The sequence below is a fragment of the Pseudomonas sp. GWSMS-1 genome (assembly GCF_049847425.1).
In the GTDB taxonomy this organism is placed as follows: Bacteria; Pseudomonadota; Gammaproteobacteria; order Pseudomonadales; family Pseudomonadaceae; genus Aquipseudomonas.
The window spans coordinates 1218294-1240315 of record NZ_JBMHHV010000005.1 but is presented as its reverse complement, the minus strand read 5'-3'; the positions used below and the strand labels follow the sequence as shown (position 1 = coordinate 1240315).

The 22022-nt window shown below is 57.9% G+C and carries 22 protein-coding genes and 2 pseudogenes; 16 read left to right on the top strand and 8 right to left on the bottom strand.

The window, feature by feature from the left end:
- Positions 1-444: 444 nt before the first annotated feature.
- From ACEPAJ_RS09440 to ACEPAJ_RS09395, 10 genes and pseudogenes are all read left to right on the top strand, one after another.
- Positions 445-1194, top strand: a complete 750-nt coding sequence (locus ACEPAJ_RS09440; RefSeq protein ID WP_425914631.1) for a hypothetical protein — start codon at positions 445-447, stop codon at positions 1192-1194.
- A gap of 112 nt (positions 1195-1306) precedes the next feature.
- On the top strand, positions 1307-1537 hold the full coding sequence (locus ACEPAJ_RS09435) for an AlpA family transcriptional regulator (RefSeq protein ID WP_425914630.1): 231 nt from the start codon (positions 1307-1309) through the stop codon (positions 1535-1537).
- A gap of 4 nt (positions 1538-1541) precedes the next feature.
- Positions 1542-2384: a ParA family protein gene (locus ACEPAJ_RS09430; RefSeq protein ID WP_425914629.1), complete on the top strand. Its 843-nt coding sequence runs from the start codon at positions 1542-1544 to the stop codon at positions 2382-2384.
- Between the two features lie 108 nt (positions 2385-2492).
- A complete protein-coding gene (locus ACEPAJ_RS09425) occupies positions 2493-2702 on the top strand; it encodes a hypothetical protein (protein ID WP_425914628.1) in 210 nt (69 codons plus the stop codon).
- Positions 2703-2717: 15 nt separating this feature from the next.
- Positions 2718-4337: a ParB family protein gene (locus tag ACEPAJ_RS09420; RefSeq protein ID WP_425914627.1), complete on the top strand. Its 1620-nt coding sequence runs from the start codon at positions 2718-2720 to the stop codon at positions 4335-4337.
- Positions 4334-4882, top strand: coding sequence for a DUF2857 domain-containing protein (locus ACEPAJ_RS09415; RefSeq protein ID WP_425914626.1), 549 nt, complete (start codon positions 4334-4336; stop codon positions 4880-4882). Before ACEPAJ_RS09420 ends, ACEPAJ_RS09415 begins: the two co-directional genes overlap by 4 nt.
- Positions 4879-6072 carry an STY4528 family pathogenicity island replication protein gene (locus tag ACEPAJ_RS09410; RefSeq protein WP_425914625.1) on the top strand — a complete coding sequence of 398 codons (1194 nt, stop codon included), beginning with the start codon at positions 4879-4881 and terminating at the stop codon, positions 6070-6072. Before ACEPAJ_RS09415 ends, ACEPAJ_RS09410 begins: the two co-directional genes overlap by 4 nt.
- Positions 6073-6354: 282 nt before the next feature.
- The gene (locus ACEPAJ_RS09405) at positions 6355-7110 is read left to right on the top strand and encodes a PFL_4669 family integrating conjugative element protein (RefSeq protein WP_425914624.1); all 756 of its coding nucleotides are present in this window, start codon (positions 6355-6357) and stop codon (positions 7108-7110) included.
- Positions 7107-7525, top strand: a pseudogene (locus ACEPAJ_RS09400) (DUF3158 family protein); the annotation flags it as partial. The gene ACEPAJ_RS09405 and the pseudogene ACEPAJ_RS09400, both read left to right, overlap by 4 nt.
- Positions 7526-7620: 95 nt before the next feature.
- On the top strand, positions 7621-8115 hold the full coding sequence (locus ACEPAJ_RS09395; protein ID WP_425914623.1) for a single-stranded DNA-binding protein: 495 nt from the start codon (positions 7621-7623) through the stop codon (positions 8113-8115).
- Between the two features lie 249 nt (positions 8116-8364).
- On the opposite strand, the gene ACEPAJ_RS09390 is transcribed toward ACEPAJ_RS09395, so the two are convergent.
- Positions 8365-9603, bottom strand: a complete 1239-nt coding sequence (locus tag ACEPAJ_RS09390; protein ID WP_425914622.1) for a sigma-54-dependent Fis family transcriptional regulator — start codon at positions 9601-9603, stop codon at positions 8365-8367.
- Between the two features lie 32 nt (positions 9604-9635).
- Between ACEPAJ_RS09390 and ACEPAJ_RS09385 the strand changes: the two genes are divergently transcribed.
- Positions 9636-10055 carry a hypothetical protein gene (locus ACEPAJ_RS09385; protein ID WP_425914621.1) on the top strand — a complete coding sequence of 140 codons (420 nt, stop codon included), beginning with the start codon at positions 9636-9638 and terminating at the stop codon, positions 10053-10055.
- Positions 10056-10496: 441 nt separating this feature from the next.
- Here ACEPAJ_RS09385 and ACEPAJ_RS09380 read toward each other — a convergent pair whose 3' ends face one another.
- The 7 genes and pseudogenes from ACEPAJ_RS09380 to ACEPAJ_RS09350 all read right to left on the bottom strand — a co-directional run bounded on the left by ACEPAJ_RS09380 (position 10497) and on the right by ACEPAJ_RS09350 (position 18379).
- Positions 10497-12044, bottom strand: coding sequence for a GMC family oxidoreductase (locus ACEPAJ_RS09380; RefSeq protein ID WP_425914620.1), 1548 nt, complete (start codon positions 12042-12044; stop codon positions 10497-10499).
- Between the two features lie 18 nt (positions 12045-12062).
- Positions 12063-12602 carry a twin-arginine translocation signal domain-containing protein gene (locus ACEPAJ_RS09375; protein ID WP_425917987.1) on the bottom strand — a complete coding sequence of 180 codons (540 nt, stop codon included), beginning with the start codon at positions 12600-12602 and terminating at the stop codon, positions 12063-12065.
- 23 nt (positions 12603-12625) lie between these two features.
- Positions 12626-13239 (bottom strand): annotated as a pseudogene (locus ACEPAJ_RS09370) (transporter).
- A gap of 318 nt (positions 13240-13557) precedes the next feature.
- Positions 13558-15027 carry a benzaldehyde dehydrogenase gene (locus tag ACEPAJ_RS09365; RefSeq protein ID WP_425914619.1) on the bottom strand — a complete coding sequence of 490 codons (1470 nt, stop codon included), beginning with the start codon at positions 15025-15027 and terminating at the stop codon, positions 13558-13560.
- Between the two features lie 962 nt (positions 15028-15989).
- Entirely contained in the window at positions 15990-17420 is a 1431-nt protein-coding gene (locus tag ACEPAJ_RS09360) for an IS1182-like element ISPmo1 family transposase (protein WP_425914618.1), read from the bottom strand.
- Positions 17421-17560: 140 nt separating this feature from the next.
- The gene (locus tag ACEPAJ_RS09355) at positions 17561-17917 is read right to left on the bottom strand and encodes a hypothetical protein (protein WP_425914617.1); all 357 of its coding nucleotides are present in this window, start codon (positions 17915-17917) and stop codon (positions 17561-17563) included.
- Positions 17918-18088: 171 nt separating this feature from the next.
- Positions 18089-18379, bottom strand: coding sequence for a hypothetical protein (locus ACEPAJ_RS09350; protein WP_425914616.1), 291 nt, complete (start codon positions 18377-18379; stop codon positions 18089-18091).
- 153 nt (positions 18380-18532) lie between these two features.
- On the opposite strand from ACEPAJ_RS09350, the gene ACEPAJ_RS09345 reads away from it, so the two are divergent.
- From ACEPAJ_RS09345 to radC, 5 genes are all read left to right on the top strand, one after another.
- Positions 18533-19153: a hypothetical protein gene (locus ACEPAJ_RS09345; RefSeq protein WP_425914615.1), complete on the top strand. Its 621-nt coding sequence runs from the start codon at positions 18533-18535 to the stop codon at positions 19151-19153.
- Positions 19154-20108: 955 nt separating this feature from the next.
- The gene (locus ACEPAJ_RS09340; protein ID WP_425914614.1) at positions 20109-20690 is read left to right on the top strand and encodes an STY4534 family ICE replication protein; all 582 of its coding nucleotides are present in this window, start codon (positions 20109-20111) and stop codon (positions 20688-20690) included.
- A 72-nt stretch (positions 20691-20762) separates the two neighbouring features.
- Positions 20763-21020: a hypothetical protein gene (locus tag ACEPAJ_RS09335; protein ID WP_425914613.1), complete on the top strand. Its 258-nt coding sequence runs from the start codon at positions 20763-20765 to the stop codon at positions 21018-21020.
- Positions 21021-21033: 13 nt separating this feature from the next.
- Positions 21034-21333, top strand: a complete 300-nt coding sequence (locus tag ACEPAJ_RS09330; RefSeq protein ID WP_425914612.1) for a hypothetical protein — start codon at positions 21034-21036, stop codon at positions 21331-21333.
- A gap of 82 nt (positions 21334-21415) precedes the next feature.
- Positions 21416-21913: a RadC family protein gene (gene radC / locus ACEPAJ_RS09325; protein WP_425914611.1), complete on the top strand. Its 498-nt coding sequence runs from the start codon at positions 21416-21418 to the stop codon at positions 21911-21913.
- Positions 21914-22022: the final 109 nt, after the last annotated feature.

The window sequence follows — 22022 nt, the reverse complement described above, 5'->3', positions numbered from 1 at the left end:
ATATGCGCACAACGGCCTTCCGTCGGCACGACTACTTGCCGCGTCAAAGTTATAACAGGTTCACGTTTCCACGCTTGGCGGGTGTGATTTACTGAACGGAGTTGGGCAATGCCGGTCTTTTTTAGTGCCGATGAAGCCACTTACAGTTTTACGCGTAACGCAGGCCGAACACACTATCGTCTAGAGCCTGAGCAGCATTTACCGCCCCAACATGGGTGGTTAAAAATAGTTTGAACTTTGTTAACTAATGCATCAGGTTTTCTACTATTACTGTAGTGTTTACTCGTAATGCCCATCTGCTGATTGCGGTGGGCAGATGGCATGACCTCACCGAACAAGTGAAATCGTGGAAGTCACTGCAGGGAAGCCCCAAAAAGCCTATCGGCGGTAGCATAAATAGCCTGAGGTAGGTCCATCCATATGGAATAGGGGGACTTCGCCAGCATGTATTCAATCCACAGCTGCAACCCGCACGCTAAAGTATTCTATCGTCCCGTCGAGGCGGCTTTACGCTGGTGTAACTTGACGGCCTACGAGGTGCAAATATTGGACGCGGCATGGCGCTGCCCAGCCCTCCTCGCCCAAACCTTTCCGCAGTGGCCCTGCTTGCATATCAACATCGATAGAATCTTCGATGCCGTCCGCCATTGTGAATTGTCATACGGCTGCTTGGGTATGGCGGTACCCATGGGAACAGAGGTCGAATGCACACTGCTGACCGTGCGCCACACTGACCTGAAGCGTTGGATGACGCTCTACTACCCTGACCAAAGGCCTACGTTTCTTTTCGAACCGCTGCCTTCCCCGCAAAGCACGATCAATGCTGGCTCCTACTTGGCCTTACAAGCTGATCGGGATGCTCTGCAGCTGCAGTTAAGGAACACGCAAACACTCTATCAAGGCTTGCTGGCCGAGCTGAAAACCGCTGGACTCGAGCGGGAGGGGCTGCAAGCACTGCTCAAGTCTCAAGGCGCACCCAGTCCGCGCAGCGAGCTCGTCTACCTCCACATCATTGGGGCTCTGCTCAAGCTACTGCTGGGTTGCTCACCGTCCGGCAAACCTCACTCGGTTTTCCGCAGCCAGGCTGCAATCGTTTCCGCGCTCACCGCTTACTTTGAAAACGTACCTGGCATTACCAAGCGCACCTTGGACGAGAAGTTCGCCGCCGCCAAGCGCAGCCTTCCCGACACCTGACGAGCATTGCACTGCAATGCCGGCAATTGCAGTGCAATGACGCCCAGCCTTTTCTGTTATTGACTGACCGTCACCCCCTATCTCGCGCCACCCGGCGCCAAGGAGTGACGACATGCAAGCCCAAGCCTCAGCCGCCCTCACCACCTCCCCAACGCCGGTCGAGCGCTACATCATGCGCCGCGACGAGGTGGAGCGAAGAACCGGTTTCAAACGCGCGCACATCTACAACCTGATGAAAGAAGGCAAGTTCCCCAAGGCCAAACGCATTGGCATGCGCGCCGTGGGCTGGGACTCGCTGGAGATCGATCAGTGGGTCGCCGACCGCTTGGCACAGCAGGGCTGAGATCATGCGCGTGGTATCAGTGATTTCCACCAAAGGTGGCGTGGGCAAGACCACGGTAGTGGCCAATCTAGGCGGTCTACTGGCCGATGCCGGCTTACGGGTTCTCCTGCTGGATCTGGACAGCCAGCCCACGCTGTCCAGTTATTACACACTGAGTCGTGAAGCGGCCTCAGGCGCATACGAACTGATCGCGCTCAACCTGACAGAACCGGCGCAGATCGTTTCTACCACCACGATCACCGGCCTCGACCTGATTCTCTCCAATGACGATCAAGGGCGGCTGAGCACCTTGCTGCTGCATGCTCCAGACGGGCGCCTGCGCTTGCGCAACTTGCTGGAGGGCTTGCGCGCCCACTATGACCTGTTGTTGATCGACACCCAAGGTGCCCGCAGTGTGGTGCTGGAGATGGCAGTCCTGGCCTCCGATCTCGCCCTCTCGCCCATTACACCGGAAATGCTCGCCGCTCGTGAATTACGCCGCGGCACCGTGAAACTGCTCAGCGATCTCGAGCCCTTCCGACACCTGGGTATTGCCACACCACCGCTGCGACTCCTGCTCAACCAGGTGAACGCAGTCAAACTGGACACCCGGATGATCATGCGCGGCCTGCGTGAAACCTTCGCCGGCGCTGCCACCATCACGGTATTGAACACCCTGATCCCCGACCGGGTGGCCTATCTCAATGCGGCCTCCCTCGGCCTGCCGGCTCATCGGGTCGAGCTCCGCCGAAAGGGTGGACAAAACTCGCCGTCGGCCCTGGAGACCATGCAGGCGTTAGCCATCGAGCTGTTCCCCGAATGGCGCGAAGCCATCTCGGCAGTGGGCTTTTGCAGGGAGGGTCGATGATGAAGCCCTCGGCATCAGCACCCGTGAGTAGCCGTGCAGACGGCACCTCTTCAGTACCCCTCCGTTTCACTTCCGTAGCGGCCAACCACGCTTGGCAAGGAGCTTTCGATGCAGCATCATCGCCCAAACACCATTGAACAGTCACCAGCGCTGCACTTCACCTGTGAGGAGTACTGCACCGTGGTCTTTCGCCTGCAGGGTGGGCGCTCGGCCATGGGCTGGTTCCTCGCGGAGCTGTCCCGTCACGTCGAAAGTTCGGGCACCGCCGAAATCGTTAAATTCGAGGTCGGCGATCACCTGACCACTCGAAGCCAGTGAGCGTGGTGGATGCGGATGAAGAAGCCCACTCAAGAGGACATTACCGACAAGCTCCAGCTCGGTCCCTGTCCTCAAGTTCAGGCGGTAGATCGGTTATCCGACCCACTCACTGACACCCCTATGCGGGTGACGCTGGAACAACTGCGACCCTATGAACACAATCCACGCTTCATCCGCAACCCGCTGTACGAGGACATCAAGGCCTCGATTCGCGAGCGCGGCCTGGACCAGCCTCCGCCGATTACCCGCCGCCCCGGCGAGCCACACTTCATCATCCGCAATGGCGGCAATACCCGCCTGGCGATCCTCGGCGAACTGTGGCAAGAAACCCGCGACGAGAAGTTCTTTCGCATCCACTGCCTGTTCCGCCCCTGGACAACTGAAGTCACCGCCCTGCTCGGCCATCTGGCCGAAAGCGACCTGCACGGCCAGCTTACTTTTATAGAGCGCGCCCTGGCAGTCGCCAAACTCAAGGCGATGTATGAAACCGATGGCGCCGCACTGTCACAACGTGAGCTGGCCAGACGCCTGGCCGCAGGCGGTTACCCGGTGTCACAGCCGCACATCAGCCGCATGTTCGACACCCTGGAACACCTGCTACCGGCTATCCCACACACCCTGTATGCCGGCCTGGGTAAACCCCAGATCGAACGCCTGATCAGGCTCCACAGCCAGGCCGAGCGAACCTGGAACCGTTACCCTCCCGCCACCATCACGTTCATCGAGTTCTGGCTCGACACGCTGGCCAGCTTCGATGCCGGGCCTGACGCCTTCGATATCGAGCTTGTCCAGGACGAACTGCTCGAACGCATGAGCCGGGCACTGGGACAGTCCTACCGCGTGCTGGCCTTGGAGCTGACGGATAGCCCGCCGGGCACACAGGTGTCCGGTATCGCCACCGATACAGCGCCGGCCAGCAGCCAACCGGCGAACACATTGAAGCATGACAGCGGAACATCACACCCCGCTCCGTCAGTGGACAGCACCCCATCCACGATCCGGCCCAAGACCGATCACCCAGCCTCCAACGTCACAACAGCGCTAACCCAGGAAGAGCGGCAGGCACGGATCGACGCCCAGGTGATGACACCGGCCAGCACCACGTCACGGGTTCAGCAAATCCGTGAACAGATCGCCCGTGAGACCTTCGATGACGCGCTGCCCGACATCGAGGCGTGTGCGGTCAGCGACACCTGGTACATCGAACCGCCACTCGATACGCCGCCGCAGTTACGCGCGGCCATCGCCAGCCTGGCGCGGGAAATGGCCGGCTATGCCGGGCAAGCCGACAGCGTGTTTGAACAGGCAGATGGGCTGGGTTTCGCTCTGCACATGGAGCATCTCGACCTCGATACACCACGCGCCATGAGCATTCACCTGCTGCTGACAGCCCTGCTGCGGGCCCAGGACGAGGTGGACTGGGACGATCGCAAGCAGCTGCCTTCCGCCCTGTTTGGTCAATTACTGCTCGGCATTTACCACCTGCCCCTGGCGGAGCGCCCCGCGCTGGACATCGGGCTGGAACGCTTACCCGATGCGCTGCTGATCAAGTTGTATCGCTTGATCCGCCTGGCGCGCCGACTGATCGACCTGACGCTCGCACCTGCGCCAGACTCACTGGAGAAACAGCCATGAGCCTCTATTTCAACGTGCTCAACCAGGCCATGCTGACCCAGGTGCTGCACGAGCTGCACCTGGGCAATCTGCAGCGCTGCAAAGCCCTGGGCTTGGGCGAGGACGACATCCACCTGCTGCAATCCTTGCCGCCTACCACCTTGTCGCGCCTGGCGCATGCCAGCGTGCCCTGGGTCGAGGTCAGGGTCGACTCGCCGGTGCTACGCCGCCTGATCGAACAGGCCGACCGTGACGAGCAGAACGAACGGCTGATCAACCGGGCGCTCAAGCTCGGCGCCAGCAGCACCATCATGTACAGACGCTTCGGCCTGGCCCACTCGGAAACCGCAATGCGCCGGCGCCTGCTGCGGATCGAAAGCCGCAAGGGCCGGCCTAACCAGTTGAGCGAAGCGCAGGAACACGCACTCTGGCAACGCTGGTGCCAGCTGCGCACACAAGACAGTGCGGACGACCAGCTTGACGCCATGATGTTGCTGGCCGAGGAACAACAGATCAGCCTGGCCGTGGTCTGGCAGCAGATCAACCACTACAGCAGCGGCCAATGAGCACGGCAACGCCTTCCCGCTGGCAGCGTGTCCTGCAGCAGTGTGCCCGCCATGTAGAAGGTTGCTGGCCATCCCGATCCGCTGTCACAAAGCCTTGCGTCTACGGCTTGCAGGCCGGCTTTCTGTTCAGCGGCCAAGCCCATGAGACCGTTCCGCGGCGCCTGCTGCTGGATAACCGGCTGACGCCGCTGGAGCGCAATGCCTGGCAGGTGTTTCGCCTGCTGCTGGACGGCCAGGGCCTGGTCACGCCGCGTTACGAAGACCTGCAGCCCTACCTGTCGACGGTGCCCTACGGCGCCACCGCTTCACGTGAAACCGTGGCGCGGGTGCTGACCATGCTCAGACTGACCCGCTGGCTCAGCCTGGTGGCGCGCGGGCGCGATCAGGTCAGCGGTCGGCTGCAGGGCTCCCTGTATGTGCTGCACGACGAGCCGCTGACACCCGCTGAAGCAATGGAACTGGATCAGGAATACCTGGAACTGGTGGGACGTTGCCTCAGCCATGCCACCAAGGTCGTGCGCATCGTCGCCCGGCACGTCTTGGAGGAAATCCGTCAGGACACCAATATCGATCAGGGCCAATTGCCCACACGGTTGGATACTTGGGGCGAGCGCTGGGCGCAGCAAGGGCTGGACCAGCCCGAGGAGTCCTTGCACGAATCCGAACCGGGAGATCAGAACCCAGTTCGGAATCGGGCAGCCCCGGGTTCGGCTACCGAACCGGGGCTGCAACCCAGCATTGACGGCGCCGTTCGGACGCCGAACGCGGCCTGTACAGTATTAAAAGCAAGTAGTTGTACCGTACCGCGCGCGAGCCCGGCTGTGGATAACCTCGCCCTGCACTGGCCGGACACGCTGCACCTGAGCCCAAGCGAGCGACATGCCGCGACGATTGCGCTGAGCAAACTCAAGCCGGCTGACCGCCAAGCGGTAATCAACGAAGCCGGCGCCCGCTGTGCGGCCGGCGGCATCCGCAAGCCCGCCGCCTACCTGATGGGGCTGATCCAGCGTGCGCTGCGCGGCGAGTTTCATCCGTGGGCGGGCCAAGCCTCACCGCCAGCCACGGTGAACACTGCATCAACTCCCCCGCCGCGCCCATCCAGAACGCCAGGCGAGCCCATCTCCTCTCTGGCACAAGCATGCCTCGACGAGCTACGCCAACTGCGTGGCAACCGCCCTGGCTGTCAGTAGAATTGATGCCACTGGCATCAAATCCAGGGCGTTCCACCGCCAGGGCCAGCCATCGCCGGGATGGCCGTATCAGCACCGGCAACACGGTCGCATGGTCGCATGGTCGCATGGTCGAGAGTGGCACTAGCCATCCATGGAAATGATGCCACTGGCATCACTCGGACGAAGGCCGCCGACGTCGAGCAGGCAAGCCAAACCGAACAGACCACCTTCAACTTATTGGCTGCAGCAGAACCTCAGCTGTCGCACCCTTCTCGCCAGTTCTCAGGCGAGGATATCTCCGTGACCGACCACTACCAGCTCAACCTGGGCTCATTGCGCAGCAGCATCACCCTGACGCTGCACACCCACCATGCGGCCCGCATCTGGCAGGGTCGGGCAGCGCGTGATGGGGTTCGCTCGATCATGGGCATGGCCGGCTACATCAGTGTGACCAACCTGATCAAGCAGGCCGCGGCGCAGGACGACCCCTACGCCGACTGGGCGATGCTGCAGCTCGAAGAAAAACTGATGCAGGCCAAAGCCGGGATGATGGCGCTGACCCAGCAGCTGGATCGGGTCAAACAGGATTTGCCGACCCAGATCGACATCGGCGACAACCTCAATATCCACCCGGTCACCCTGCCGCTCTATATCGGCAGCCAGTTGGGCTTTCTCACGGTCTACCTGCTCACCGACTACGACACCTTGGTACGCCGCACCCTGCTGGCCCACCACACCGCCTTGATTGGCCGCGCGGACATGGAAACCTGGATCGACAGCGGCGCCCACCTGCTGCGTAGCCTGTTCGGCCTGGCCCAGCGTTACCGGCTTGCCGCTGTCACCCGCGACGACATGGCCGCGAAGAATGCCCGGGCCCATGAGGCCATCGACAAGTTCGGCCAGCCGCCGCAAGACATCCTCGACGGCACTCGGCGATCCGAGTTCGCGCCGCCGATCATTCGTCGTGCTTCTGGGCCAGTGGATGACGCCGGGACTCCAGCGGACAACACGGATGAGCTGGCCCTAGCCACCGCCGAGCCGGAGAACGAGTCATGAGCGCCATCAACCGCGCGAACCCGCCTGCCATTGTATCGCTGACAGCGGATGCCTATCGGCAGCTCGAACACGCTGCCTCGCTAAAAGGCCTTTTAAAACCTTTTAAGGGTAAGGGGAGTTGGAGCACCTGGCGCAGGTGGCCAGGGCAATCGAGGCGCAGCTACAACAGCTGATGGCGGCTATGTCCCAGCAGGCCAGCCGGCCGCCCTACTCGCTGCTCGACATGCGCCTGGTACCGCAGAACACCAGTGCCGGCAGCACCTTCCTGCGCTGGCGCACCCGTGATTTCTCGCGGATGGGCGTCACCGTCTGGGAGAGGCAAATGAGCAACGCAACCCTGTCGCAAGCCCTGCGCGAAGCGTTGTACCGCATCGAATGCGACCGCATCACCCTCAACCTGCAAATGAGCGTGACGCATTCGCTGTACCGCCAAGCCGCGGCCTGCGCGGCCAAGATGGCCAGTGCCGAGCAGGTGCTGCGCCAATTCGTCAATCCTGTGGAGGAATCGCAATGAGCACCTTTTTCGTTGGCGAAGGCAATATCGGCAGTGCGCCAGAATTCCAGGAATTCAACTCGGGCAACTCGGGCAACGAAGAGCCCAGACGACTGCTGCGCCTAAACGTCTACTTCGACAACCCAATCCCTCGTGACGGCGCCTACGAAGATCGCGGCGGCTATTGGGCACCGGTCGAACTCTGGCACCGCGAGGCCGAACACTGGAGCACCCTGTACCAGAAGGGCATGCGCGTACTGGTCGAAGGTCGCACCGTGCGTGACGAGTGGGAAGACAGCGAGGACAACGCGCGGGTGACGTTCAAGATCGAAGCGCGCCGAATAGGCATGCTGCCTCACCGCATACAGAGCGTCGCGATGAAGGAAAAAGTCAGCGAGCCCGCTTCGCCCGAGCAACGACCATCCACGTCGAAGGGCGGCAAGAAACCCTCTCGTCACCAGCCTCCGCTACCGTCACTGGATGCCGATGACTCAAACCACGCCTCTTCGTGACATTGCCCCTGAGATGCCACGGCGCAGCGTCTTGCCTCAGACCACACCCGTGCACTCTACTCGACTCGGGCTGGCTACGTGACAGACAGCAATCGACCAGAATCGGAAAGTCGTAAAGCCGGAAGTACTGGGCACCCACTCAAGCTGTCGAGCATTTGCACGCAGCCTACCTGACCAGGCGAATTAGCCTGGGTTAGTCAATCATCGACGCGACCTGCTCGATTTAATCAGCCACTAGCGGCTGAGTATTTACAGAGTGGAATTCTCTTTCAGTTTTTTGTGAAGGGTTGTACGGGATATGCCTAGCGCCTTCGCTGTTGCTGAAATATTGCCACGATTAGCGTGCAAGATTTCTTGGATAGTCCGCTGCTCAGCCGCTTTTAGAGAACAGACTTGTGGTTCATTAGTAGAGGTAACAACAGGTAAATGTTCTGGGAGAATCTCTTCACCTTCACCAGCTAACGCCGACGCCAGTCGCAGCGCTTGTTCAAGCTGGCGGATATTGCCTGGCCAGCGCTGCGCACGAAGGAGCTGAAGGCTGCCCGGATGTAGATGGCACCCTCCGTAGCGTCTGAGTAATGTCTCGATCAACTGATTGACATCCTGGCGCTCACGCAAGGCAGGTAGGTGAACCTGTACGCCGTTAAGCCTGTAGTAGAGATCCTCGCGGAAGTTTCGCTCACTGATCAGCTTCGGCAGATCGCAATGAGTGGCGCTGATGATCCGGACATCCAGCGGAAGGCTTTCAGAACTACCTAAACGAGTGACTCGACGTTCCTGCAGCACACGAAGCAGACGTGTCTGCAGCGCGGCAGGCATATCACCTATTTCATCGAGTAACAGTGTTCCTCCATGTGCTTCTTCGATACGCCCTTTGGCACCGCCCTTGCGCGCTCCGGTGAAAGTTCCGTCGGTATAGCCGAAGAGTTCGGCTTCAATCAGGCTTTCAGGGATCGCCGAGCAATTGATCGCTACGAATGGTGCGTCAATGTTCCAAGCCTCGTGCAAGGCTCGGGCAAAAACTTCCTTGCCAGTGCCCGTTTCGCCATGGAGAAGCACTGGAATGCTTGCTTTGAAGGCTTTATATGCAGTATCAAACTGTTGGCTCAGAGCGCTATCGCAACCGAGCGGTGATTGTGGAGTGTATTCCTTAGCCAGGTTAATACGTGGCCTTTCACCTTGGGTCGAAAGCATGTGGGCATACAGGCACGAGCCGTCATTCAACTTTACCAGGCCTGGTGATCGCCTTTGCGAGCGTGTAGCGGGATCCTGCTCGAACAACCGCTCCCAGTGCTGGCCGCGGCCATTGCCGGGTGTATCTTCCAGACCCAACAGTCGCTGAGCCATGCCGTTGGCGGCCAAGATGCGCCCCTGGTCATCGAGAGCCAGTAAGCCTTGAAGAGGGGTGCCGATCATCCGCGGGTCATGTTGCAGACTGAGAATCTGACAATTTGTGAGGTTGGCATACAAGCGGTTTTCAGTTGCCATGGCCGTGACTCGCATCTGCTCGAGGACAGCCCTTGCGTTACGCTCTCCGATCCGGTGATGTCCAACGCCCCAACCAACTGACCATGCACGCCATAAACAGGAACGGATACGCAAAAGAATCGCTCGAACTCGCTCAGGTAATGGTGCCCCCCGAGCAGAATGATCGGTTGATTCTCCGCCAGGGCACAGCTAGGGGCAGTGGTACCTATATCGGCCTCGTGTATGCGCCGGCCGACTTGCAGGGCGTCGAGCGAGCCTGCACCAGTGGCATGCTGGGCATGAACGATCACACCTTGGGTGTTGACGCAAAACAGCGTCCAAGACTGCCCTCCAAAGACCTGCCAGAGGCGCTCGATTTCAGGCTTTACGCACACAGCAAGGGCCTGATCAACCTCATCCAAGGAAAAAATTGGCGCATCGCTATTTATAAGACGGTGATCCCAAGGACGTAAACCCGCATCGCGAGATCGCTCCCAAGAGCGGGCGACCGGATTGGGCAGAAGGCCTGCAGGAAGCGGCTCTCCATCCCAAAGGCGGCGGCGCACACCCTCCAGACAGAGGGTTTCGGTCAGTCGGCAGGTATCCATGTCGACACCTTTCTTTATTGTTATGGGTTGGGGTACCCGGCCAGGAAACGCCTGTACAGGTCTACCTATTTAATGATTATCCAGAGCATTGGCGTCAAGTACCCTTCGACGTCTCAAACCACAAAGGGTTCGAAGGCTGATTCCAGTATTCTCGAAAAAGCCCTCCCCTAGGTAGCCGGTAGGTCTCGTGAGATAAGACGAGCAGGTTCATCCGCCCCCTGGAAAGCAAGGGTTGGTCGCGCTTCCTGAATTCCGGAAATGCCCGGATGAACAATCTGCGGGTGACCTCGCCTGCTCGCTGGTTGTTTAGCTGAAATTCGACTTCACAATTTGATCGGCTATGTAGTTAGCCAGCGCGTAAACAGTTTCAGACGGGTTGTAACCGATTGAGGTCGGCAGCAGGCTGGCGTCCGCGATATAGAGCCTCTTCACGTCGTGCGTTTCACCGTAGGGATTGACCACAGTCTTGCTGGGGTCAGCCCCCATACGGCAGGTGCCCTGGGGGTGGAAGGAGGTATACCGATACCGCGCCGATTCATTCTTCAGTTGATCGATAATCCGGTCTATATCGTCGACGCTTTCAATTACAGTGCGCTCCGAAGTCGGCAAATAAAGGAATTGCGCGCCCGCGGCGAACAGAATTTGAGCATTATACTTAAGCCCTTTTTTCATTGCCTCGAAGTCGCTGTCATCCACTTCGTAGATAATCTCCTTGACACCATCCTTTAAGCGAACCTCACCCACATTCTTGTCATGGATAAGTGTGATCAAACGGATGGTGTTCCGATATTTCTCCATATACGCCACATAGGGTTTACCGGTGCCAGGCTCTGCTTGGAAACTCGCTTCCACAGGTTCTTGCAAGGCGTCCAACAGCAAATAACCACCTTCCTCTGGAAGTGTGTGGGTATCCACGTATAGCGAGTGGGTCGCGCCGTGGAAATCGTTCACTGGGTTCTCGAAAACTGCGGTCACCGACAGAGTCGGATGGCAGGCGAAGTTTTTCCCGACCTGGCCGCTTGAGTTAGCAATACCTGACTGCTGGAGAATGATCGGCGACTGTATAGGGCCCGCAGCGAGCACAACAATCGGTGCGCTGACTTTCATCACCGATTTAACAGCCTTGGTTTTTGGATCGATAATTACCGCCTCAACGCCCGACGCTTGACCGTTTTGGGTCGTGATGCGAGTGACTCTGGTATCAGCATAGATCTCTGCACCGTGATTGCAGGCCCAAGGCAGATAAGTTACCAACATCGATTGCTTACGATCAGTTTTACAGCCCGAGAAACAGAACCCGGTCAGGGCGCAGTCACGAATATTACGGCGTGCAACACCTCTTTTTATCTTCAGCTTTTCAAGCCCTTGGGCGATCAGGTGCGCACCAATACTAGTTTCGTGTGCGCCATTAGTATCAATACTGAGGTTTTTCTCAATCGTATCAAAATAACCAGCCATCAATTTAGGCGTCAGATTGGTCAACCCGAACTCTTTCGCCCAAAGATCAAGATAATAGTCCGGCGTGCGAAAGCAAAGTGCTGCGTTGACCACAGTGGAGCCACCTACGCAGGCCCCCTGAAGCACGGTAATATCGCCGTGGGTATTCGCCTGCCCGCCTTCATCCTGATAGAGGGTGCCCATGCCAACCGCTAACATCTCCGAAAACTTTGATGAGGGCACATAGGGACCTGCCTCCAACACGACAACTTTCTTACCCTGCTTAGCAAGCTCATAAGCGTTGATTGCGCCACCAGCGCCAGAACCGACAATAACGACATCCGCCTCGATAAAGATGTCAGCACTTTGAATATCTCCAGCGGTTTTGATATTCAGCGTATTTTTTTGAGCAGTCATAAATTTCTACCTGTCCGGTTATGCCTTTGGCTCTGGCGTATTGCCCAGCGAGGGAAGCTTCCACTTGTCAGACACGGGGCCGCCATAACCAAGTGGCACCCAGGTATCCGGAATCGCCCAATAAGCGAGCACGGTGAGCTTCTTGAGGCCCATCGACAGCGCTCGCTCAGGTGGGCTGTCAGAAGCGGCCCATCGATCACAAAAGCGGATGGCGTCTTCATCACTCAAGTTGAGGAACGTGGCACCAAAGTCCTTAACCGCACCATCATTGAAGTAACCGATACCTCCGCGCAGACCTTGGCGAATATGCGGTGCCATTCCCACGAGCAGAGCATTTTCCAGCGTCTGTAAAACCGGCAGGGTGGCCGGATCTACCAAGGAGCTGCCATCTGTCGGCAACGATATTTTTAGTAGTTTGTGAAAAACGCTTCGCTCGAGATCCGTCATTCGAGCCTCATCGGTTGACTCACCGGCAAACGCACTGAGGGTGGGGAGTATACTGACGGCCGCTGCAACTATTGACGCGGTCTTGATAAAACTTCTACGGCTAATCATCATGTTATTCACAGGGCTACACCTCCTTAGAACACTTTTACCAAGCGTAAGTTGAGACGATCCTCTTCGAAGAATCCGTTTTCAACTTCAAGACTGCGACCATATTGAACTTGGACTTGCATATCCGGCGCAACAAAATGAGCGAAAGTTCCCTGCCAGCGGCTATTACTGAGCTTATCATCCATGTCGATACCGTTGAGAGTCGTTTCACCACCAAAGTCATGGTAATAACTCAGCGAAACCTTGGTCTTGCTACCGAGGCTTTTACTTAAATGCGCCTGCACACCGTACTGGTCATCCTGTTCCTTTTTGGCCCCGGCAAAGTCATCGTTCTCGCCGAAAAATGTGTACTCCCGATCAGATCCAGAGAGAGGGTGTCTGTCAACGGAGTGACAAATGCCGCTTGGGTAATCAGCTTCCAACGGTTCTCACCGATGTTGACGGGACCTTTATCGGGGTCGTATTGGCCGAGGGGGAGCGAACCAAGCGCCGTGATACCGAACGCTTGCTTGCTCTCGGTATTATTATACAGCCAGAGTGTTCCCCCTACGATTGGATCGCCGACGCCAGAGCTGCGCGTGGTGCCGCCGGTGGTTTTTAAAGAGACTTCCCCGAACGGAATGATAATCTGCGGATCCACAATATATCCGCCTACATCGATGTAGTGCACCCAGCGCAGTAGGCCAATATCGGTTTTCAGCTCCTTGATACCCGCGAGATCAGATATTTCCTTACCCGATGAATAAAGTTTTTATGTGTTGTGTGCTGGTAGTAAATAATCCCCAGATCAACGCCCGCAGGTAATGGACTATAGTCGCCAGGGTCGGTCGCTACTTGTGCCGCATGGGAGACAGACGTAAGAAGTGCTAATCCGCCGGCAAGTATTGTTGTGGCAACATTTGGTGTGATAATTTTTATCATTTTAGCTATACCTTCTTATTTATTTTTATTTAGCGCGTTACAGCGGGTAGAGCGGGGCTTCACCTTTCAGCGTTAACCACTGCCATTGAGTGAACTCTTCCCAGTTCGCGGCACCACCAATGCTGGCACCATTGCCGGATGCACCAACGCCGCCGAAGGGGTTGATGACCTCATCATTCACGGTCTGGTCGTTGATATGCAGCAAGCCAGTGCGCAACCGCTCACCCAACTTGAGCGCGCGACCGACATCCTTCGAAATGATGGCAGCCGAAAGGCCGTACTCGGTGTCATTTGCCAGCCGAATGGCGTCCTCGTCGCTGTCGAACGGCACGACGACCGCGACGGGGCCAAAGACTTCCTCATGAAATGCAGGGTTATCCGGATTAACACCACTTAGAACCGTAGGCTGGAAGAACAGCCCCTCGTAGCTACCGCCAACCTCGAGCCGAGCACCGGCACGCTGAGCAGCCTGAACGACCTGGTAGACATGGTCGCGCTGCTGAGCATTGATCAGTGGCCCCTGGGCCACATCGCTCTGTGCCGGGTCACCGACAGTTAAACTGCCCGCTTTGGCCACCAGGCGTGCGACAAATTGGTCGTAGATACCGCGCTGAATCAGTAGGCGGCCGGTAGACATGCAGATTTGACCTTGGTGCAGATATACGCCCCAAGTCGCATTAGCCAGGGCAATATCCAGATCAGCATCGTCCAGCACAATTAGTGAATTCTTGCCGCCAAGCTCTAGCGACACCTTCTTCAGGTGCCTACCCGCGGCCTCGCCCACTTTGCGGCCCGCACCGGTTGAACCGGTAAATTGAATCATCGCGATATTCGGGTCAGCAACCAATGCGGCACCGGCTTCGGCCGCGCCGGGTAGAACGTGCAATACACCGCTCGGCAAACCGGCCAGTTCGAACAACCTCGCAATAACGAAACCACCGCAAACAGCAGTACGTGGATCCGGCTTCAGTACCACGCTGTTACCAACCGCCAGCGCTGGCGCAACCGCACGAACCGCCAGATATAGAGGAAAGTTGAATGGCGAAATAACTCCGATCACACCCAGCGGGCGGCGACGAGCAAGGCTCAAACGACCTGGGCTTGAGGGCAGCACTTCACCCTGGCTGCGAGACGGAAGTCCGGAGCTTTCAAAGAGTGCCTTGATGGTGAGACTGGTTTCGAAGGCTGCCTTGGCACGTGTGGAGCCGCTTTCACGGACAATCCACTCGACGATTTCGTCGAAGCAAACTTCCGCAACCTGTGCTGCCTTTCGTAATACGCTAGAACGCTCTTCGTATGGCAGAGCGAACCAGCCCGGTTGGGCCGTTCGAGCAATTAGGCTAGACCCAGCGATGGTCTCGGCACTGGCCATACCAATACTACCTAGCGTTTCGCCAGTAGCGGGTTCAATTACCGGGCTGACAGGCAGGGGGCTTTTACCCCAGGAGCCAGTGAAAAGGTGCTCGTTCCAAAGCTCGGATGGCAGAAGCGATAACTTCTCGCTCATAGGGCGTCCTCATTATGCTTATTATATTGGGTCGCTGCGCTTGGCAGCGCTCTACATAACCCCTAAGCACGAGGTGTGCCAACCCACAAGCTGCTGGGTTTCGAGCGTTTTGACTGTTCAGTTTCTGGTCACTTGAACGCAGCAGCGTTCAAAATCTGAACAGTACGCTGACTATGGCTTTCGATGAACCTTGGTAATATTGGCCTTTTGCAGCGGACACCCAGCCACCATAACTACCTGCTTCGGATGCAGGTCACTGAGTAGTTATTCTGGCCCATGCTGGCCAAACAAGGACTAGGTGGTTACCCACCGCCCCTCGCACAGATCCGTACGTGCAGCATACGGCATACGGCTCCTACCTCAGGTTTTGTCGCGAAAACGTTCTGCCGGATAGGGGTGTGCCAACCTGACATAAGGTATGAATGCCTTCACCATTCGCTTGAAACGTCTCCACGGTAAGCGGTGCTTCTTGCTGCGCCGCAACAGAGACTGTCGCCAAGCACGTGTCAGCTCCAGCCGGGCCACTCAGCCTCCGCAGGTTTCCTGGCACTGCGTGGTAATTGAAGTATCCCTGCACCACCCTCTGCAACCAGCGGCCAACATCGACCACCGGCTCATGTCGGCGGCGCTTGAGGGTTGCCCGGATCGCCGCAAGGCTTACCCACATCCTTTTCTTGATCGTAAGGCGCAGGATCGTGAACCACACCGCCCGCGTTTTACTGCAGCAGACACAATCAGGCCACTGTATTGATTCTAACGGGCAGCTCCTGTCCGATAACGGCCTGTCACCAGCGACAGTTTTCGGCCCAGAGTGTGTAAAAACCCTTTCTTATCGTGCGTGCTTCAGCCCATTGCTCCTGAGCATGGCAATTTCCCGATTATTTACCGCGATCAGCGCCGGTAACGCTTCAGAGCGCGTATGAAGCGCTTTGGCACCTCTTGGGGCAGTAAAAGCTGGGCTTTTACGCCGCCATCGCCTTCAACAAGCCTTCGGTGCCGATGATTTTCATCACCCGCTTCAAGTTGTAGGCGAGCACATTCAAGCTCATTTCTGCGCTCACCCCATTCAGTTTTCGAGTCAGGAAGTGCGTTGCTCCCATCCATTGTTTGAGCGTCCCGAAGGGATGCTCAACAGTCCGTTTTCGAACCCGCATCATCTCCGGTGCTTGGTTCAGCCGGCGTTGCATTTCCTCCAGCACCGCTTCATGTTCCCAGCGCCTTACTCGACGATTTGTGCTTGGCGTGCACTGGGTTTTCAGCGCGCAACTCTGGCACTTTGAACTCCAGTAACAGTGCATATTCATGCCTTTCTCAACGCTGGAGAATCGCCAAATCAGTGCCTCTCCAGCCGGGCATGTATATTCGTTTTTCGTCGCGTCATAAACGAAGGCATCTTTGTTGAACCGGCCATCAGCCTTGGCGCTTGAAGTCATCGGCTTTGGCACATAAACGGTGATGTTTGCATCGTGACAGGCGAGGATTTCTTCACCCTTGAAGTAGCCTCGGTCGGCGACTACCGACAATGTTTCTGCGCCAATGGCTTCCCTAGCTTGCTTGGCCATCGAGCTGAGTTGGTCGCGGTCAGAACCTCTGTTGGTGACCTCATGAGCAACAATCAAATGGTGCTGCGTATCGACCGCCGTCTGCACGTTGTAGCCGACGATACCGCTGCCGCGCGTCATCATCGAACGGGCATCCGGGTCGGTCAGCGAAACCTGTTTGTCAGGGGAATCGTTGAGCTGAGTTTCGATCCCTTGGAGCTCTTTCATCTGCGATTTGAGCTTGGCGATTTTATCTTCCAGGCTGGCAATGTCTGGCGCGGAGGCGCTAGGAATCTGTCGATCAGCCGCATCGAGCGCAGCCAAATAACGGCCGATGCTCGCCTCGATTTCTTCCATGCGCCGCTTCAGTTTGGCGCTGGTGAAATTGCGGTCACGGTTGTTCACTGCCTTGAATTTGCTGCCGTCGATGGCAACCAGGTTTTCGTCAAACAACCCCAACTGCTGGCAGAGCAAAACGAACTGGCGGCAGACGCCGCGAATGGCCTTACTGTTGTCTTTTCGGAAGTTGGCGATGGTCTTGAAATCGGGCATCAAACGCCCGGTTAGCCACATGAGTTCGACGTTGCGCTGGGCTTCTCGCTCCAGACGTCGGCTCGATTGAATTCGGTTTAGGTAACCGTAGATGTAGATCTTCAGCAGGATCGCCGGGTGGTAGGCAGGTCTGCCGGTTTCGGCTGGAATGACGCCATCAAAACCTAGATTGGCCAAATCGAGTTCATCGACGAAAACGTCAACCACCCGAACCGGATTGGTATCGCTGACGTAGTCGTCGAGGCTTTCGGGAAGTAAGGTGCTTTGACCTCGATGTTCACCCTGGATAAACCGTTTCATGGGCGTCCCTTGCGATGAGATTCTCGGAAATCATAGCAAGGGTTTACCGGGATGTTTTTACACACTCTGGGCCAGGAGCGGCCTTTCAAGTAGCGAAGGTAATCTGTACCCATTTGCCTTCGCAGGACCTAACTTCAGCTTTAGTGCCAACCCTTTCGCTTGCTGCCACACATCAAACATTTGCTGTATGTACCGTAGCGGTCATCTAAATGGCGCAAGGGTCCACCACAATTATCACAGCCGCCCAGCAACTCCCCCTGCATCCAGCGGAACTCAAGCCAGGCACGATAGAGGCTCCACACTATCCCGCCCACCGTTAACATGACTGCTACCCAAAACACTCCTCGTTTTAGAGGTGCAATCATCTGGTCAAGCGGACTCGCTGATGCGGCGGAGGGATCAATCAGCAACATTGTGCCCATCCCGATCAAGGTAAGCAGTCCTGGCAAAGCGTAGAGCCTGATATTTCGTTCAATTGCTGTAACGTTGATGTTCATTACCCCCCCTCCACGCATCCCCAAAGGACCATTCTGAACCGAGCTCGCTACGACCCATTTCCCCCTTTGGCGCTTATAGCCAGGGCCTGCGCGCTCCGCTTGCTCTTAAAGCGAGCATCTGGGCAAGCCCCCGGCTTCCCTAGCCCCACGTGCTGCTTGCCAAAGGATCCGTCAGGGCCTACCAAACACCAGCTTTTCACGAATCAAGTTGAACAACTCCGCCTGGTAAACGGCGTCATCTAGGGCATCATGGTTGCCCGAGCTTTCAGGATTCACTACCTTCTCAATTTCGCTTGAGCGGGTCGATTTCCAAGCGCATCCGGAGGTGCCGAAGTACATCGACTTGATGTCGAGCGCTGCGATTCCGAAGGGGTTTTCACCCAAGAACAGATGGAAGTAATAGTTCACGAAGCTCAAGTCGAACGAAGCGTTGATCCGTTCGACGATTGGTTGAGAGGACATTTGCTCACTCGCGGTGATGACCGGTGGCTTGCGGACCGGCGCGATCCCGAGATACTGAAGGCCGCCTCGTCGGAGAGAGATCGATCGGATTCCTCATGGTGTTGGCAAGTCGATAGACAGTACCTGGATGACCAACTGACAACGGACGATGGTATGACGGCCCTATGGGGCCATTGGACGGCCACCGATGCGGTCAACGGTGAAACGGTGTCGGTAAGGTCTGTACTCGTTCCTTCTTGCCAGGCGGCTGCTCTTCTAACCGCCATGCAGACGAGTCCTAACCCAGGAGAAATTTATCTTCCAGACGCGGATCACATCGACCATCGGGAGGAGGTTGATGATCCAGTGCTGAGGCTGCTCGGCTGGGTCAAGTCGGGAAGCGACTCGTTGAGCCTTGATGAATATGACCCATGGGCTGGCAAGGTGGCCAACCCGGGCCCGCAGCCTTGTCAAGAAATCATCAATGTCCTGAATTCGATGACGGATCCAGACGCGCGATCGTGGACGCTACCAGGCGGTGGCAGGTTGAGAAGCGAATCGTGGTCGCGCAGCACGGGCTACGGGGAGGAGCGCGACGTCCTGACCGGCACTCGGCTCAGCGCCGACGACAAGTTCATTCGCGCACTGTTGGATGGGCACCCGAACACATCCCTGATCGTCTGCCTCAAGGTCCGCCGCAAGCCACCGAAAGACGAGACTGACAACGATGACTACTCCTTCTACAACTATCCCTACAACCGCCCAGCGATCACAGCCAGAAGACTGCCGGATTGATCAGTGCGCTGCCAGCGCCTGATCGCACCTTCATTGTGGAGACGGTCGAGCGGCTAGCGGCGCATCTCGGCAACACGTAACGCCCCTTGCACGGCTTGACACGCCGCCGACAGCGCTGCTGTAGTGCACGTGCAAGTACGGGTGCCACGGCATCCCCCAAGACCGATTCGCTCCGGGTAGCTCGGTCGGACTTTCGAGTTCGGAGCCTTCTTCTCGTCGGGACATCGTGCCCGTTGCTTACATGATCAAATCGTGGAGGCGGATGACCCCTGCTGCCTGAATCAGGCAGCTGCGGTCATCCGCTTCGGCGGTGGTATTCAGCGCCGGAGCCCACCGGCGAAACACTGGGCGCCTTTTGTGCGCGGATGCGTGCCGGACCATTCCGATCCAGGCCACGACAAGGGTCGGCTGGCGAATCCTGATGCGGCGAAACGAGGCGTTGCCAGCGGCCTGTTGCGCTACGCAAGACCGTCAGAGGTGGCTTTCCTGTTCCTCGCCCGGCATTCCGCCGGGCTGACTTTTCACTTTTTTCATTCCAGTGTTTGCCACTGGATTCCGACGCTAAGAATTCCCCTTGCAGCGCCTTGACGCTGCCCATCGACGGGCTTATAGAAAGGGCGTGGTTCGCTGTCGTTGACAGCCCAGCCCAGGTAGCCAGAGCCTTCGAGGCTACGCCACATCCGTGGTGGTTCAACCCAAGTGTGATCAGCGTTCGGAAGCTCGCACGGTCGCCGCTTCGGCGGTGATGAATGCCGACTCCTCCTCTCCTGGCTGTTTCATCAGCCGGCTCTGTTTTGCCGTACCTCATTCACCGTACCCAGGCGTTTTGCCTTGCTCGCCGTCGGCTTGCCGATGCCGTTCCTGACTCGCCTGCACCTTACCCACCCCGACGGGGACTCACCTTCCCGTCGTGGGGATCGTGCGTCGCCGTTTCCCCTGAAACAGGAGAAGCACCATGGCCCACACCAACCACCCCCAAGAAGCGATCACTTACTTCAATCTGCACACCAGCGGCATCGGCTACCTCAACCGCGTCCGAGAAGTACCGGTGCGTCGCGGCCCGCCGTTCATGGCCTGCGATATCGCCGCCTTGCACGGTGCCAGCGATGCGGTGGAATACACCCGCTTCGACTGCAAGGTCGCCGGTGGCGAAGCCGAACGGCTGATCCGCCAGTACTGGGATGCAGTCAAGTCCGAGAAAAAGGTCTTGCTGTCCTTCCGTATCGGCGACCTGTGGATCGATCCGTTCCTCTACGAGAAAGGCGAAAAACAAGGCCAGCCAGGTGCGAGCCTGAAAGGTCGCCTGCTCCTCATCGACTGGCTCAAGGTCGACGGCAAGCTCGAGTACAAGGCGCCCGCCCGGCAGGAAGCAACTGCCCCTGCCGAACCAGCAGCGAGTACCGAGCCGGCCGAGGCATCGGCGGACGCTGAAACCGATGCACCCGACACCACGATGGATACGCCGGCAGAGTCGGACGCTCCACCGTCTGCACGCACGGCTCGCCGTGATGCCAAGCGTACCGTTCAGTCCGTCTGAACCGTTCGCGACCTCCTGAACAAGGCGCTCCATCGAGCGCCTTTCCTTCGCGCCGGCACAGGAGAAACCCACATGGAATCTTTCTGGCTCTGCGACGACTGCCTGTTGGCCGAGGCTTACGACGACTACAGCGCGCTGTCGCTCCACCACACGGTGAATGATGTCGATGCGCGCATCGCGGCCATCCGGGACGGACTGACTCGATTGATGCCCATCAGCGCCGACTTCGATACCGACGCCGGCTGGGGAATCGATCCTTTTTCCCGCTCACCTTGCGAGGGCTGCGGGTCACCTCTGCATGGCCAACGGCACCGTTTCACTCGGCTCTGACTGGAGATTACTGGTGAAAACCGACTACACCGACTCACCCTTTGCCAAGCATGCCGACCTGCTGCTGCAGCATGACCACAGCACGGCCCAGCGCCTGGCGCGCTGCGTGCTCAGTCTCTACAACGGCGAGGAATGGCCGTGCCAACTGGACTGGATCGCCAGCTTCGACACACCGCACCTGCAGATCCTGCTCGACATGCTGGTGAGCTACCGCCGTTACGGAGAGAACGACCCGCACTTCATGAACCTGGGGCGCCAGCTCTGGGATCGATTCGAACACACCCCGCACCCGCGAAGACGACGCACCGTCTGAGGCGCATGCCACTCACCTACCCACCCCGGGGATACCACTCCCCAGGGGATGTGTACCCCCGAGTTCACCCGGAGGCACCACCATGAACACGCAACTCGCGCGAATCGACAGCACGCACCTCAACACCGACGCCCGGACTATCCGGGAAGACCGCTTGATCGAAGAAGCCCTGCTTATCCTCGAACGACGGGTATTCAGCCGCGGTCCCGAACTGACCTCACCCGGCCTAGTGGCCGAGTACCTGAAAATGCTTCTCGCCCAAGAGCCGCATGAGGTCTTCGGGGTGGTTTTTCTCGATAGCAAGCACCGGGTACTGGCATTCGAGGTGTTGTTTCACGGCAGCATCGACGGTGCCAGTGTCTACCCCAGGCAGGTGGTCAAACGCTCCCTGGCCCATAACGCCGCGGCAGTGATCCTGACCCATAACCATCCCTCTGGCTGCACCGAGCCCAGCCAGGCCGATCGCACCTTGACCCTACGTTTGAAGGAAACACTGGCCCTGGTCGACGTTCGTGTCCTGGATCACTTCATCGTTGGCGCAGGCCGCCCCACCTCCCTGGCCGAATGCGGCTGGCTCTAGTTCCACAGGCACCTTCGGGTGCCTTGTTCATTCTGAGACCAGCACAATCGGCGCCGGATGGACCCTGCACCGCCAAAAGCGATACCTCCCACTTCAGCTTTCCTCTGCG